We start from the raw sequence: 14873 nt of genomic DNA on the forward strand, positions 1-14873 counted from the left end.
TCAAATGCTCGGGATCATATTTGCGCAGAGTGTCATAGAGGATGTCGCTGGAAAAAGTCGCCTGCCGACCGGATTTTCGTTTGCCGGGCATATTTCGCTCGATCAGGCCCGAGATAATCGCAGCTCCGCGAAAGGTCCGTTTCATGACCTGATTGCCTGCTAGCCATGTCTCAAGCGCATCTCTTAGTCCGGCACGATCAAATAGCGCGCTGGGGTCCTGCACAGGGTCAAGCGCCCATATCAACGTGGCGTAATCAGTGGCCACAAATCCCATGGGGCCTAGACCGGCGGCTTCCATGCGTTGGGTCAACAACAACCCAAGCGTTTGCTGCGCATTCCGCCCGGCAAAGCCATATGCGACGGTATGGGCGCGCCCATCCATGGGAAAACTCTCAACCAACAGTCGTCCCGGTTGCGGTAGCTTGGACACCCTCTTTTGAACGTTAAGCCAGTCGGCGGTGTGTGCGGGAAGGTCGGCCCAATCCCCCTGTTGAAAAATGCGCAAAATCCGCTCCGACAGCTGGGTCGAAGTAGCGAATTTGGTTCCATAGAAGGTCGCGACCTTTGGGGTCTTGGACTTGCTGCGGGTCACCTCAATGACCAATTCGCGTAGTCCTTCATAGCGCACGATCTGACCTGCCATCAAAAAGGTATCGCCGGGGGTGAGAGTGGCTGCGAACTCCTCCTCAACCTCGCCCAAGGGGGCGCCACCCCGCCCGCGCCATCGCACTTTGAGCGTTTCAGCGGATAGGATCGTGCCGAGGTTCATACGTATTTGCCGCGTGCTGCGCGGATCGCGCAAGCGCCACTGCCCGTCGGGCAATTGCATCAGCCGTTGGTAGCGATCATAGGCGCGTAGGGCGTAGCCACCGGTTGCGCAAAACATAAGGCAGTCGTCAAATTGCGCGCGGTTTAGGCCCTGATATGCGCCGCAGGTTTTGATTTCCGCAAACAGAGCGTCCGCGTCAAACGGGCCTGCACAGGCGGTGCTGAGGATATGCTGACATAGTACATCACGGGGACCGGGGCCGCGCGGCTCGCCATCCAGATCGTGGGCGCGCACGGCCTCTAACGCGGCGACGCATTCCACAACTTCAAAGCGGTTTGCTGGGACCAAAAGTGCCTTGGATGGTGCGTTATAGCGGTGATTGGCGCGGCCAATCCGCTGGACCAAACGTTTGACGTTCTTGGGTGCGCCCACTTGGATCACAAGATCAACGTTGCCCCAGTCAATTCCCAGATCGAGACTGCCAGTGCACACGATGGCGCGCAATTGCCCGTCGACCATCGCGTGCTCCACCTTTTCCCGAGCCTCGCGCGAAAGCGCGCCGTGGTGAATGCCGATTGGCAGCGCTTCTTCATTGGCCAGCCACAGATGGTGGAAAAAGACCTCAGCCTGAGCGCGCGTGTTGTGAAAAATCAACGTGGTTTTGTGGCGTTTAACCTGTTCCAACACAGCGGGGATCGCATAGCGGCCGCCGCCCCCGGCCCAAGGGGGTGCCTCAGCCGTTTGCAGCATGGATATGTCGGGCTCTGGCCCAGGGTCGGCGTTCAAAATCGGGCAGGGATCAGGATGGCGTGCCAGAAAACCGGCGATTGCGGTCGGATCGTCGACTGTCGCCGACAGCCCCACGCGCCGCATGTCCGGGGCTATCGATTGGAGCCGCGACAGCGAAAGCATCAAGTGATCGCCGCGTTTGCTTTCGGCTAAGGCGTGGATCTCATCGACCACAACCCGCTGTAGGCCCGCAAACATCCGTGGCGCGTCCTCATAGCTCAGCAAGAGCGCGAGGCTCTCGGGGGTCGTCAGCAGAATGTGGGGCGGATCGGCGCGCTGGGCTTTGCGCCGGGATTGGGGTGTGTCACCGGTGCGGTCATCGATCCGGATGGGCAGGTTCGCTTCCTCAACCGGGCGGCGCAGGTTGCGTTTGATGTCCGCAGCAAGCGCTTTGAGGGGCGAAATATAGAGCGTATGAAGCCCTTTGTGCGACCCGTCTGCCAAGGCCGCGAGGGTAGGTAGAAACCCCGCCAGCGTTTTGCCTCCGCCGGTAGGCGCAATCAAAAGCAGCGATGGTTCATCGGCGCGTGCCAGCATTTCTGACTGGTGCGGGTGGGGCGACCAGCCGCGTGTGGCGAACCAAGCGGTGAGGGGGGGGGGCATTTCCATGCATCACAGCCTAGCCCCCGCGCGCGGCGCGGCAAGGCTAGATCATGGGATCAGAAGGTGGTGCGGAAAGGTCATGGCGAAGCATACTAAATTTCTGCCTATCAAGACGCCTCCGGCTCAGGCCGCAAGCCCCTAGACCGCACTCAATGCCAAACACAGGACCGCGAACCCCGCCAATAGGATTAACCGCACAGTGCGTCGTTGGCTCAGTGCATCGGGATCGTCTTCAAACGGTAATAGTTCCACTATGTCGTCCTTGCCGCCCAAAGGCGAGTCGTGTTCTTTTGCGACGCCAAATGACGAAGGAATGAGGCAAAATCGTGACCGCTTTGTGACCTGAGTTAGTGTGAGAACTCGACCTCTGACACAAAGAGATTCTCCCACGCGCGATCAATCAGATCGGGGGTCATCTGGTAGGGGATGCCTTCATATTCACAGATTGCGATGATTTGATCGAGCAGGAAGGGCGCGTGGAAGTTGGCATAGACATAGTCGATCGTGGGATACTTTTGTTTGAGCATATGCACCAAGGCGGCTTCATCCAGCGGGACCTTTTTCTTTTTGGCGACCATGGCAAAAATCTTTAAGAAATCCTCTTGGGTCGGACCATCAATCAGAACCTTGAAAAAGATCCGCCGCAGAGCCGCGCCATCGAACAATTTGTTGGGGTGGAAGTTGGTGGAGAACACCACGAGCGTGTCAAATGGCACCTCAAACTTTTCACCCGATTGCAGCGCGAGGATATCGTACCCCATTTCCATCGGAACGATCCATCGGTTGATCAGTGATTGTGGCGGTTCCTCTTGGCGGCCAAGGTCATCCACAATGAACACGCCGCCTGACGATTTTAGCTGCAAGGATGCCTGATAGGTGCGCGCGACAGGGTTGTAATTCAGGTCCAGCATAGACAGCGATAATTCCCCCCCCGTCATCACCGTTGGCCGCTGGCAGATGATGTACCGCTCATCAAAACGGGGGCCGGTTTTGCGCAGGCAGTTGGGGTCTTCGGGCTTTACGGGGACAGGCGTGTGCACGATCGGATCGAACAAAGTGATAACTTGTCCTGCGTATTCAAGGGCATGGGGAATATAGATGTGATCCCCTAGGGCTGCCCGGATACCTTCGGCAATTGACGACTTACCATTGCCCGGCGGGCCGTACATCAGAACCGATCGCCCCGAACCTACTGCCGGACCGAGCTGATCAATCAGGTTGGGCGGTAGGATCAGATGCCCCATAGACCGCAACAGCGCATCGCGGGTGATCTGGACGTTGCGCACGGATTGCTTGCGGGTTTGTTGCTTATAAATCTCAAGCGGGACGGGCATCGCGCCGTAATATTCGGATTGTGACAGAGCATCGAGCGCCCGGGCCTTACCCGCCTCAGTCAGTTGGAACCCCATGTCCCCACCCTTGCCGGCATGCAGCGTTCCGGTCGCCTCGACCAGACCGGCTTTGCGGATGATATCGACCAATTCCTGCGCGAGGGGCACCGGCATGCAAACGGCGGCGGCAATATCGCGGGCGGTTTCACAGGACTTGCGGAACATGGTTTTCAGCAGTACGTCGCGCATCATTACCATGCTCAGCCCGGTGTCCGACAGCGTTTTGAGCGGGGCTGGTGCGGGCACCGGATTGGGAACCATCATGTTCATTGTCTACACACTCCTGCGACAGGGATCCGTCGCAGGTTAGCCCACGGTCCCTTGCGTCTTGGTTACTTTGGTCGCAGGCGCGCGGCTTATTGCGCAGCTGCTAGACCAAGGTACACAGCAAGTGTGGACGTAAGTGTGATGCCCATGGGGAATTTTTTGGCCGTCCAACTTTCCCAATTGGGCGCGAGGCCGCGAATAAAGGCAATTGAACGTGCCGCCCGATGCAGCGCAAAGGTCACAAAGACCAGCACGCAAAAGATCGTGAGCACTTCGGCCACGTCGCCAAGGGCCACAAAGGGTGCCATAGCCGCGGCGAATTTACTGTCGCCCGCGCCGACGCCTAAGAACGCGCTCAGCACGAAGCCTATCAACAAAACCACCGCCAAATGTGCGAACCGCCAAGCGAAATCGCCCAGCGGTAGAACCATGAACCCCACCACAACAAACACTGCCAGCAGAGCGAGGACCGCAACGTTGGGAATGCGCATCGCGCTGAGGTCAGTATAGGCAACCCAAAGGCAGATCGGCAGGGCGGGGATCAGGAACCAAAGCCCCTGTTGCGCCGTCGTCTCCAGCAACATCTAGGTGCGCTCCGTGTCCAGCGCGCGTAGGGCGCGCACGGCGGGGGCAAAGTGCTGCGGATGGGCGTCAATCGCGTCCTGAAGCAGGGTGCGGCCAATGTCGGTTTCACCCTGTTTGATCGCTGCCAAGGCCGCGGTGTGCAGCAGTTGGGCCTGCTCCGTTTTGGTCATAGGCACGACAGGCATCGTGTAATTTGCCTGCGCTGTGCGGGCCAACACGAGGTTGTTTTTGGCGGTGAACAGTTCCCGATCATAGGTGATCGCTTCGGTGAACAACCGCTCTGCGTCGCCGTAATCACCGCGGGTTAGCTTGGAAAACCCCCAGTTGTTCAAAACACCAGCCGGGCGCGTGGTCAGGCCTGTGGCGATTTCATAAAATGCGTCGGCTTTGTCCCATTCTTGGTTGCTGTCGGCGATCATCGCTTCCAGCCGGTAGCGGGAATAGGTTTCATAGGTCGGGGGGATCGTGTCGAGGACATCCTCGGCCTTGTCCCATTTGCCCGTACGGATCAGGCTGTCCGCATAGTCGACCTTGTCGTCATTGCTGGCCTCTGGGTGGTCGGCGACCTTTTCCCACGCAAGGGCGGCTTCCTCGTTACGCTTTGCGCGGATCAGGCTTTTGGCCAAGCCGCGTTGCACATCAATACGGTCGGGGTTTTCCCGGATGGTGCGTAAAAAATAATCTACGGCCTCATTCGGGTCCGCGACCGTCAGCATGATATCGTTGAGGTTACTCTCATCGATGACGTTCACACTATCGAGCGCGCGGCTCACGTCTGTGTCAGGCTGCTCGCAACCCGCAAGCAAAACGGTGCCCCCCATCAGGAGGCCGATCAATCCAACGTGGCGCATTTTGCGTCCTTTACTGCTCGTGTGGCTCAATAATTTTTATGGCTTGGTCCGCACAAGAGAGACAACTCCCCCTCCGCGATTGACCAGCGTGTAAGCCGATTGTTCCGTATTATACGACGAATTTTCCATTTTTGCGAGTGCTACGCGTAGATTTTCACGAATTTCGGGGGTTTCGCCACTGTCCAAGGCAAAGGCTTTGCGGAAAGTGCGCTGGGCCTCGCCTGTGTTACCCTGTTCCAACAGAACAACGCCCAGATTATTGAGCGCGCCAACATGCTCTGGCGTATCGCGCAAAACATCGCGCAGGATCCGCTCGGCTTGGTTCAGGCGGCCAAGACGCACGTTGGCAGCAGACATTGAGACCAGCAAATCAGGGCTAAGCCCCTCGCGCGCGGCGGCGCGTGTGTAGGTCTCTAGGGCTAACTCGGCCTCGCCGGCGGCAAGCAAGCGATCTGCTACGATACGCGGGTCCACAACAGGCTCCGCCCCGGGTGCGGCCCCCGGTGCCACACCCGGGGTGGGTTCCAAACGTGCAGAGGTCCCCGGCGCACAGGCGACGAGGACCAGTAGAGTTGCGAAAACAGTAAGTGCGCGCATCTAGAAGCCACCGCCTCCGCCGCCAAGGCTTTGGGAAATCCCGAAAAGGGAGGGACCAATCAGGATGATCAGCAAAGGTGGCACACAAAACATCATGGTTCCCACGGTCAGTTTCGTTGGCAAAACGTTGGCCTTTTCTTCGGCCCGCATTACTCGTTTATCACGCATTTCCGCCGCATACACCCTTAGTGCTTCGGCAATCGATGTCCCAAAGGCGGCAGACTGAATCAGCACCGTCACAAACGAAGAGATATCCGCCACATCGCATCGATCCGCGAATTCCTTGAGGACGGATGGCTTGTCCTTACCGGCCTTCATTTCATGGGCGACCATCGATAATTCTTCGGCAAGGTCGGGATAGGATGCCGCGATTTCTTCGCTGACCCGGATGATCGATTGGTCCAGCGATTGGCCAGCTTCTACACAGACCAACAGCAGGTCCAGCGCATCGGGAAAGCCCGACATGATCGCATCTTGGCGTGCGGCCACGCGTTTCTGCACCCAGTATTTCGGCCCATAGTACCCGACACCGCCGGGGATCATGACCGCCATGATGACCTTGGTCAGGCTCATCTCAGACCCCAAAACAACGACATAAAACACACCCACGATCAGCAGCCCGATCCCTAGAATTAGCTGCGCGGCCTGAAGGGTGCGCACAGCGTCCCGGTCGCGATAGCCTGCGCGGATCAGCATCTTGCGCGTTTCTGACAGTTGCTCAGCGTCTTGGGGTTCAAGCAGGTGGGCAAACCGCTCTAGCTTCTTATTGCGCTGGCCGTGGCGGCTGAGTTTGACCTCTGCATCAGTTTCGCCGGCCTGTTCCGCTTGGGATTTGCGCAGACGGTCCAGTGGGTCTTTTTCGCGGTGCAGCAGGCGGGGCAGGACCATCAAGGCCATCACCACACCGATAAACCCTACGAACAAGAGCGCACCCATGGGGCCAAGGAAGGCGATATATTCGTTGAACGTTTCCATGAGTTTAGACCTTAATATTGACCATCATACGCATGAAGAACACGTTGACGATCAGAAAAACGAGGACAACAACAGCGGCCGGAATGAACATCGTGCTGTCCTTTACGTCGGCGTAGTAATCGGGTTGGGCCACGTTGATCCCGATCAGCGCGAGCACCGGAAAGATCGACAGAAAAACACCTGACCATCGCGCCTCAGCCGTGATGGCCTTGACCCGGCGGAACAGCTTGAACCGGGCGCGGATCACTTTGGACAGGCCGTTCAAAATCTCGGCAAGATTACCACCAGATTTCTGCTGAATAGCCACGGCCACAGCCAAAAACCGCATGTCCTGTAGACCGGCGCGTTCGGCCAAGCCCCGCAGCGCCTCGGATACGTCGCGCCCATAGGCCGCCTCGTCCGAGATAAAACCGAACTCAGTGCCAAGCGGATCCGGCACCTCCTTGGAGACGATGTTGATCGCGGAATTCAACGGGTGTCCCACGCGCAGGCTGCGCACCATCAGGTCCACGGCGTCGGGCAATTGTTCTTCCATCATCGACAGGCGCTGCTTGGCCTTTTTGTTGATCCAGAAATAGACGGCACCAATGCCAAAGACGATCGACACCAACAGCCGCACCGCAAACCCCGCCCCCGTCAGCAACGTCAGCGCAAGGAACGCTACCACACACAGCCCGGCCATTACGGCCATCAGCATTTCGGGTGCAAAGGCGATATTCCCCTTGCGGGCTTTCTCGGCGATCAGCGAATAAAAGGGGATGTTGCGCGCGGTTGAATGCTGCTCTTGCTCTTTGCGAAGATGCTCCATCACTTCTTCGCGGGTCGATCCCTTTTCCAGCATCTCAAGGCGGCGGTTCACCCGCGCGTTGAGCGAGATACTCTTGCCAAAGAACATCAAGTAGATGCCCTCCACAAGGAAAACGATCCCAACGAAAATTCCGATATAAATCAGTGGCTCAATAGACAGTTGCATGGTGCGTCCCCCTTAATCGACTGCGGGTTCGTAAATAGATGCGGGCAGGTCATAGCCCCACTGGCGGAAGCGGTCGGCAAAGTGTGACCGGATGCCCGTCGCGGTGAACCGCCCGATAATCGTACCGTCCGGCTCTAGTCCCAAACGCTCGTAGCGAAAGACCTCTTGCAGGGTGATGACTTCACCCTCCATGCCCGTCACCTCAGTGATCGAAACCATCCGGCGGGAACCATCCTGTAGGCGCGAGGCCTGCACAATCAGGTTCACAGCAGACGCGATCTGGGCGCGCACCGCCTTGAGCGGCATCTCAATCCCGGCCATGGCAACCATGTTTTCCAGCCGCGAAATCGCGTCGCGGGCGTTGTTGGCGTGGATCGTGGTCATGGAACCGTCGTGGCCGGTGTTCATGGCCTGCAACATGTCGATGACCTCTTCGCCGCGGGTCTCACCCACGATGATCCGGTCGGGCCGCATCCGAAGGGCGTTGCGCAAACAGTCACGCTGGGTCACCGCACCCTTGCCTTCAACGTTAGGCGGGCGGCTCTCCATCCGGCCCACGTGGTCCTGTTGCAGTTGCAGTTCGGCCGTATCCTCAATCGTCAGCACTCGCTCGGCCTGGCCAATGAATGACGACAGCGCGTTCAGCGTCGTCGTCTTACCCGAACCTGTCCCACCCGATACGATCACGTTCAAACGTGTTGATACGGCGGCCTGTAAATAGGCGGCCATTTCCTCGGTAAAGGCACCAAAGTTGACCAGCTCGTCTACACCCAGCTTTTCCTTTTTGAACTTCCGGATGGAGACGAGCGAGCCATCCACGGCCACGGGAGGGACCATGGCATTGAAACGCGATCCATCTTTGAGGCGCGCATCAACGTAGGGGTTCGATTCGTCCACGCGTCGGCCCACGGCAGACACGATCTTGTCGATGATACGCAGCAAATGTGCCTCATCCTTGAACCGAATTTCGGATTTTGACAGTTTCCCCGCGCGTTCCACGTAGATGTTGTGGGGGCCGTTCACGAGGATATCGTTCACGTCCTCATCCCGCAAAAGCGGCTCAAGCGGGCCGAGGCCGGTGATTTCGTCAAACAACTCTTTGTGCAGGGTCTGACGGTCCTCGGTGTTCAGAACGACGCCCATCTCGGACAATTCATCCGAACAGATTGCAACCAGTTCTGAGCGTAGATCGCTGGGGTTTGCCCCCTCAAGTGCAGCTAGGTTGAGGTTGTCCAGCAGCCGGTGGTGCATCTCGGTTTTCAGCTCTTCGAGCCGCTGACGCCGTTTGAGTTCCTTGTCGGAAGGTGTCTCCCCAACGGTTTTGGTGACGGGGCGCGATTTTACGGGGGGATTTGCCGCGGCGACGGTCGGATCGGCCTGCGCAGTCTGCACAATAGGCTTGGACTTGGGCGCAGCAGAGCCGGTCAATTCGGACTTGGCGACCACACGCGCCGCACCTGGTGTCCCGCCGGGCATCCCGTCTACGGGCTTGGCCGTGTCCATTTGCGGCTTTTTATAACGTGAAAACATCGACCCACCTCATACTTTCGTTAGCCGAAGCCAAAGAAGGAGCGCTTCTTAGGTTTCGCTTGATTGTTGGCATCACCCACGGCGGCGGCATGAAGCACCTCGGCCATGGCGTGGATTTCCTTGCGCATCGGGTTCTTGGGCGCGGCCTCCATTAGGGGGACGCCGTGGTCATTGGTGTCGGTCACCTGCTGGCCGCCATCCGGGATCATGTACCCGAACTCGACCCCAAGGCTCTCCGAGAGGCGCTTGATCCGACCCTTTGTTGTGCTGTCGGCTTTCTTGGGGGTCCGGTTGAGTACCCATTTGACCTTTTCGAGCGGCAGATGCTCCGAGCGGAGCGCCTTGATCATCCGCAGCACGTTCTGCGCAGAACGCAGTTCCAACTCGACATTGGCGAAATAGATGTCGGACTCTTGCAGCACCGTCTCGGTCCAGGACACTAGCGTGCTGGGCATATCCACGACCACTACGTCAAAGCATTCCTTCGCGAGCCGGATCAACGCCTCAACGTCTTCTGGCCCGATCAGATCAAGCGGAAGGATATCCGTGGGCGCAGTGAACACCTGCATCTTTTCGTTGAAGGGCAGCAGCGATTGCCGAAATGCTTGCTCATCCATGGATTGCGTGTCCGCAAGAATTTCATAGATCAAGCCGCGGCGCGGCAGGTCGAGGTATGTGGCCACCGTGCCGAACTGAAGATCGAGATCAATCAGGCACACATCAAGCGGCTGTTCGCTGCTGATGTTGGCCAGTTCCCATGCAAGGTTGGTGGCAAATGTGGTTGATCCGCAGCCCCCCGAAATGCCGTGCACAGCAAACAGAACCGGCTCCGCACCGGATCGCCCGCCAGTGCCACGCTGCGTACGTGTGGCGCCAGTGGGCCCCGCCTGTGTGGGTGCCGCCATCGCGGCTTCTGTTGACGCGCGCACCCGGGCAATGGCATCGGCCAAGGCGTTCTCGGGCAGGGGGTAGGGCACAAAATCGTCTGCGCCATCGCGTAAAAGCGTGTGTAATAGTGTGGGGCTTAGCCCGTCCGCGATCAGGATCACCCTGATGCTGGCGGCTTTTGCGGTGCGGATGATGGTGCCGACCTCGACAAGGTCGCCCTCATCCTCGGCGTCCACGGCCACCGCGATAAATTCCATTTCCTGTGCTTCGGGCTGCTCCAAAAAGGCATGGGCTTCCTCGAATGTCAGGTCCCCCCAACTTTCGCCCAATGCGCTTTCCATGTCTTCAATCAGCAGGTCAAATTCTTGGACATCCCGTGAAACCGTACAGGCCACAATCGCGGCTGGTTCAGGTGTTAAGGCAAGGTTGCTCGACATAATAAAATACCCAGTTCACATCCTGGGACCCCAACGGTCCCCCGGGTACAAACGTGCAAAACGCACCTGTTCCCATGAACTGGTTTGACCCGTAATCTGGGCAATAGTTTGGCCAAAAAGCTGAAACTAAGTGGTATTGGAGTGGTCATCGTCCACGCTTTGTCAACGACCGCGCCACAATTCGGGCGCGGCCGGACAGGCTGCGTGAGGCCTATTCTGAAGGCACCTGCGATGCCACGTAGTTGCGGTTGATGAGGGTGGCGTATTGGCCATCCAGCACCATAGGGTCGCTTTCAACAAAGCCCGAAACCTCGGTCACGGTGCGGCGGTTGGCCCGCTCGCGGTCATCGGTTTGAACCAGCAACTGCCGCTCACCAAAGGAAACAAGAGCCTCAAGCCTGCGCGCTGAGACGCCGAATTGGCCAAGTGCACGAACAACGGCACGTGCACGTTTGCGCCCCAAACGCAGGTTAGAGGCTTCGCCACCCACCGCATCTGTGTGGCCATAGACCGAGAATTTGACCTCTGGGAATTGACGCATGAAATCAGCCTGCGCGCGAATGGCTTGCTGAGCCTCAGCGTCGATGACCGCGCTGTCGAACGCAAAGTTCACAGTCGTGGGCACCGATTCCGCAAATTTGCGGGCAAGGCTGATGCGTGCGTTGACCTGACCGGTCTGCGCGAGGTGATTGTTAAACGTCGGGTTGCCAAATGCGCCTTCGTCGATGTCCGCGCCTGCAACTTGGTCTAGTGACACCTGTCCGCAGGCAGCCAAAAGTCCGCTGGTGCCAGCCATCATGATCAGGCCGCGGCGTGAGTAATGCTTGGAAGTTGCCATGGTCATTTACTCCAATACGTAGCCATAGGATCCGCTGAAGTCTTGGTTCGCCACTTCATCAGAGCCAGATTGCGTCGAAACACGTGTGTTGGACGATGTGTTGGTGTTGCCGACTTGGCCGAACAGGAACAACTCGCGCTCGGTGGGGGGGCGGATGCGGTCCGTGGGCAATGCCAGCGCTTCGCCGGTTGTCGGCGTCACGAGATGGGCTGTCACGATCACAACCAACTCCGACTGCGAACGTTGGAACTCGGCGCTGCGGAACAGGGTGCCCAAAACGGGAATGTCACCAAGCCATGGCACTTGTGACGCGTTGTCCTGAAAGTCGTCTTCCAGCAGGCCAGCAATCGCAAAGCTTTGACCGTCGCGCAATTCCACAGTGGTGGATGTCTCACGGGTCCGGAAGGCCGGGACGAATGCGTTGTTGATCGTCGTGCCGTTGGCACTGTCGATGCTGGACACACTGGCGTTCAGAACAAGGTTGATGATGTCGCCGTCCACAACCGTGGGCGTGAACGACATATCGATGCCAAAGGGGCGATAGTCGGCTGACACGCCGCCACGCTCATTCGCTACGGGAAGCGGGATTTCACCCCCCGCAAGGAACCGTGCGTCCTGACCGCTGAGGGCGGTTAGGTTGGGCTCAGCCAACGTGCGTACGACGCCTTTGTCTTCCAATGCCTCAAGCAGGATCGAGAATTGTACAGCACCTGCTCCAAATGCCACGGCGATGCCGCCAGCATTTTCGTTGTTCGGCACTTGGCTGACGGACCCGGTGCTGCCCGCCGTGGTGCCTGCGTTCAACGTGGCAGTGCCTGTGGCCGTGGATGACGAAATGTCGGGGTTGATCGACGTGATGCCCAATGAGGATGAAAGGCTTTTTGAAACAGACCGCTGCATTTCGGCAAAGCGGACCTTCAGCATGACTTGCTGCGTTCCGCCGACAACCATCAGGTTCAGCACCCGATCAGGGGCGTAGCGGTTTGCGATATCAAGGGCGCGGGATACGCGTGCCGAAGAGGAGACCGTCCCGGCAAGGACAATTCCATCATTCGCAGTGCGCACCGAAATTGGTTCACCTGGCAAAAGCTCGGACAGGCGTTCCTTTAGCTCACCGACGTCAGGGGTGACCTGCACCTCAACGTTGCTGATCAAACGCCCATCGGCACCCAAAAGGGTCAGCGTTGTACGCCCGGGCGCGCGACCCAGAACATAGATGGTCCGCTCTGACAGGGTTGCGATGTCGGCAATTGCGGGGTTCGCAACGGACAACTCAGCAAATACCGTGTCGCTTTCCAGAACGATTGCGCGGTTCAAAGGCACCTTTAGGGGCGCCTGTGCGGTGCCGCGCATGATGCTAAGGGTTTCCGCCGATGTTGGCGCACCCTGTCCCACTAGAAATGCGAGGCCCAAAAGCCCCGCGGTTAAGACATGTCTAAATTTCATGTGATCTCGCCTCTCTGATCACCGCTGCTCAAAAGTGGGTCTTTGCCCATATTAGTCGCGACCATGCGCTAAGTGGGTGTTTATTGCAAGAATCAAGCTGTTAACGTCCGTACTTCATGCAAATGAGCAACAATCACGGTCCCAGAGCAACAGCGCGCCACAATATTTTGGGCGCGCTGAGCAGAAATCACCTAGACTTAGATATGGTCATTCAGGACAGGGCGAGGGGATAACGACCACTTCTTTGCCGCGACGCTCCCGTATCGAGCAGGTGCGTTTGGCTTCAGCCACCGGAGCGACCGCGCGTTCCCCGACGATCGAACTTGCGTCGGCCGAAACCTCTGCACTTGCAACATCATCCGTAACACCCACCAGCGCAAGGGTCAGGCGGCCTGTGGCTTGAGCCTGTGCCAGTTTGGCGACCACGTCGGGCGTGGTTTCAACAGTTACGGATTGGGCAAGGATTGGATTATTACGTTCCTCATCCGTGACTTGGTCCACGGCAATCAGTTGCAGGTTGGCGTGGATCAACCGGGTGATGCCCTGACCCTCGGCGCCGGTGCCCGTCCAATAAACATCGACCCTGTCGCCGGGGCGCAGGAAGCCCGATACACCGGACATCACATCCACCCGCAGGGCAAAGGCGCGCATCCCTTTGCCAAGCCGCGCGGCAACGCCGGCGTCCTCACCGGGGCCGGTGACTTTCATGATCAAAAGCGGCTCACCGCGTTCCATCACGCGCAACACGGTGCGGGGCTCTTTGTTTTCGTCGGGGAAAATCTGCGAAAGCTCGGTGAATGCGCCGGGTGGTAGCGCGTCAGCGGGCCATTTCACCGCCTGCACGTCATCGGGCGTCAGCTGTTGGCCGTACCGCAACTGGCGCTTGGTCACAAAGACTTCGGTCAAGGGAATGATCGCGGCCTTTTGTTGTGCCAAGGCCAATTGGTACTGATTAAACCGATCTTTGGCGAAATAGACCGCAAATCCAGCAAGCCCCACGCCGATTATGAGAACCAATCCAAATACGAGTCTCATGGTGTCTGTCCTAACTGACCCCCCGGGCCATTGCCTCATCACTGCGGGGTCCCGACGCACCTACCCATTGAACGGTATGCGGGAGCCTCATGATGGTTTTCTGCGCCTGAAATTGGGCGAAAGCATGGTCCGGACAGGGAATTGAAGCGGCTTTGTCGGGGAGTTCCGCGAAAATTTGCGGATTGTTTCCATGGTGCTTGGTCTGAATACAGAAAAACCGCGCGGATGGTCCCGCGCGGTTTGTCATCGTGTTGGTCGGTGCGCGGGGCGTTAGCCGCCCGAACCGGAGCCCGAACCAGAGAGATCGATTGTGAATGTGGTGTGGTCTTTCTTCAACTCGGTGTCGATGTCGCCGGCCAAATCGGAAATCCCGTCCTTGACCACGACCATGACGGCCAGACCCAGGCCCACAAGGGCCGCTGTCAGAACAACCCAGTCAACCGTGACAGCGCCATCTTCGTCGTTTGTGAATGTCTTGATTGCGTGCAAAAGCATGTGCTCGTTCCTTATGCTCAGTTTCGTTCATCCAGAGCTGATCTGTGCTCGTCGGATGAGGGCATAAGGCAACCGCAATGCGGCGCGAATTGGGCCGAAAAAACCCTAAAAGCCTAGAGTTCTAACCGCCTTTTTATCGAATTGTATCTATCGTGGTAGCCCCGCCCCCAAAAAGGCGAGGCCACAAAATCATTGGTTGGGGGCTTAGCCGCCCGAACCGCCGGTAAACCCGAGGAAGGTGTAGGATTGTGTGCCCATTGTGGACAGCTCTTCGTCGATGTCAGTCGACAGCTGTTCAACGCCCGACGACACAACAGTCATAACCGCAAGACCCAAACCCACGAGAGCAGCTGTCAGAACAACCCAGTCAACGGTTACGGCGCCAGATTCACTTGCAATAAAGT

At 58.0% G+C, this 14873-nt stretch carries 14 protein-coding genes; all 14 read right to left on the reverse strand.

All coding sequences use genetic code 11. The features are described 5' to 3' along the window. The coding region (locus AC4GMC_RS12985; protein WP_487880489.1) for a ligase-associated DNA damage response DEXH box helicase at positions 1-2167 on the reverse strand (2167 nt) is incomplete at its 3' end. A 341-nt stretch (positions 2168-2508) separates the two neighbouring features. Beyond that, positions 2509-3822: a DUF8689 domain-containing protein gene (locus tag AC4GMC_RS12990; RefSeq protein ID WP_487878431.1), complete on the reverse strand. Its 1314-nt coding sequence runs from the start codon at positions 3820-3822 to the stop codon at positions 2509-2511. 86 nt (positions 3823-3908) lie between these two features. Next, on the reverse strand, positions 3909-4403 hold the full coding sequence (locus tag AC4GMC_RS12995; protein WP_487878430.1) for a prepilin peptidase: 495 nt from the start codon (positions 4401-4403) through the stop codon (positions 3909-3911). Continuing rightward, positions 4404-5255 (reverse strand): tetratricopeptide repeat protein, encoded by an 852-nt coding sequence (locus tag AC4GMC_RS13000; protein ID WP_487878429.1) that lies wholly within the window; start codon positions 5253-5255, stop codon positions 4404-4406. Between the two features lie 36 nt (positions 5256-5291). Beyond that, positions 5292-5852, reverse strand: coding sequence for a tetratricopeptide repeat protein (locus AC4GMC_RS13005; protein WP_487879079.1), 561 nt, complete (start codon positions 5850-5852; stop codon positions 5292-5294). Continuing rightward, positions 5853-6827, reverse strand: coding sequence for a type II secretion system F family protein (locus tag AC4GMC_RS13010; protein WP_487878428.1), 975 nt, complete (start codon positions 6825-6827; stop codon positions 5853-5855). Positions 6828-6831: 4 nt separating this feature from the next. Beyond that, a complete protein-coding gene (locus tag AC4GMC_RS13015; protein ID WP_487879078.1) occupies positions 6832-7800 on the reverse strand; it encodes a type II secretion system F family protein in 969 nt (322 codons plus the stop codon). Between the two features lie 12 nt (positions 7801-7812). Continuing rightward, the gene (locus tag AC4GMC_RS13020; RefSeq protein ID WP_487879077.1) at positions 7813-9330 is read right to left on the reverse strand and encodes a TadA family conjugal transfer-associated ATPase; all 1518 of its coding nucleotides are present in this window, start codon (positions 9328-9330) and stop codon (positions 7813-7815) included. Positions 9331-9350: 20 nt separating this feature from the next. Continuing rightward, entirely contained in the window at positions 9351-10655 is a 1305-nt protein-coding gene (locus AC4GMC_RS13025; RefSeq protein WP_487879076.1) for a CpaE/TadZ family protein, read from the reverse strand. A gap of 211 nt (positions 10656-10866) precedes the next feature. After that, positions 10867-11493, reverse strand: a complete 627-nt coding sequence (locus AC4GMC_RS13030) for an OmpA family protein (protein ID WP_487880179.1) — start codon at positions 11491-11493, stop codon at positions 10867-10869. 6 nt (positions 11494-11499) lie between these two features. Beyond that, a complete protein-coding gene (locus AC4GMC_RS13035) occupies positions 11500-12939 on the reverse strand; it encodes a type II and III secretion system protein family protein (protein ID WP_487879074.1) in 1440 nt (479 codons plus the stop codon). Between the two features lie 207 nt (positions 12940-13146). After that, on the reverse strand, positions 13147-13974 hold the full coding sequence (cpaB, locus tag AC4GMC_RS13040; RefSeq protein ID WP_487877998.1) for a Flp pilus assembly protein CpaB: 828 nt from the start codon (positions 13972-13974) through the stop codon (positions 13147-13149). A 270-nt stretch (positions 13975-14244) separates the two neighbouring features. Further along, on the reverse strand, positions 14245-14469 hold the full coding sequence (locus tag AC4GMC_RS13045) for a Flp family type IVb pilin (protein ID WP_052068319.1): 225 nt from the start codon (positions 14467-14469) through the stop codon (positions 14245-14247). Positions 14470-14673: 204 nt separating this feature from the next. Continuing rightward, on the reverse strand, positions 14674-14873 hold a 200-nt coding region (locus tag AC4GMC_RS13050; protein WP_490391458.1), incomplete at its 5' end, for a hypothetical protein.

The sequence above is a fragment of the Thalassobacter sp. genome (assembly GCF_982993085.1).

Bases quoted from the DNA above. Each gene is read 5' to 3' on its own strand.
- AC4GMC_RS12990 (WP_487878431.1), bottom strand. From the start codon at position 3,822: ATGAACATGATGGTTCCCAATCCGGTGCCCGCACCAGCCCCGCTCAAA.
- AC4GMC_RS12995 (WP_487878430.1), bottom strand. From the start codon at position 4,403: ATGTTGCTGGAGACGACGGCGCAACAGGGGCTTTGGTTCCTGATCCCC.
- AC4GMC_RS13000 (WP_487878429.1), bottom strand. From the start codon at position 5,255: ATGCGCCACGTTGGATTGATCGGCCTCCTGATGGGGGGCACCGTTTTG.
- AC4GMC_RS13005 (WP_487879079.1), bottom strand. From the start codon at position 5,852: ATGCGCGCACTTACTGTTTTCGCAACTCTACTGGTCCTCGTCGCCTGT.
- AC4GMC_RS13010 (WP_487878428.1), bottom strand. From the start codon at position 6,827: ATGGAAACGTTCAACGAATATATCGCCTTCCTTGGCCCCATGGGTGCG.
- AC4GMC_RS13015 (WP_487879078.1), bottom strand. From the start codon at position 7,800: ATGCAACTGTCTATTGAGCCACTGATTTATATCGGAATTTTCGTTGGG.
- AC4GMC_RS13020 (WP_487879077.1), bottom strand. From the start codon at position 9,330: ATGTTTTCACGTTATAAAAAGCCGCAAATGGACACGGCCAAGCCCGTA.
- AC4GMC_RS13025 (WP_487879076.1), bottom strand. From the start codon at position 10,655: ATGTCGAGCAACCTTGCCTTAACACCTGAACCAGCCGCGATTGTGGCC.
- AC4GMC_RS13030 (WP_487880179.1), bottom strand. From the start codon at position 11,493: ATGGCAACTTCCAAGCATTACTCACGCCGCGGCCTGATCATGATGGCT.
- AC4GMC_RS13035 (WP_487879074.1), bottom strand. From the start codon at position 12,939: ATGAAATTTAGACATGTCTTAACCGCGGGGCTTTTGGGCCTCGCATTT.
- cpaB (WP_487877998.1), bottom strand. From the start codon at position 13,974: ATGAGACTCGTATTTGGATTGGTTCTCATAATCGGCGTGGGGCTTGCT.
- AC4GMC_RS13045 (WP_052068319.1), bottom strand. From the start codon at position 14,469: ATGCTTTTGCACGCAATCAAGACATTCACAAACGACGAAGATGGCGCT.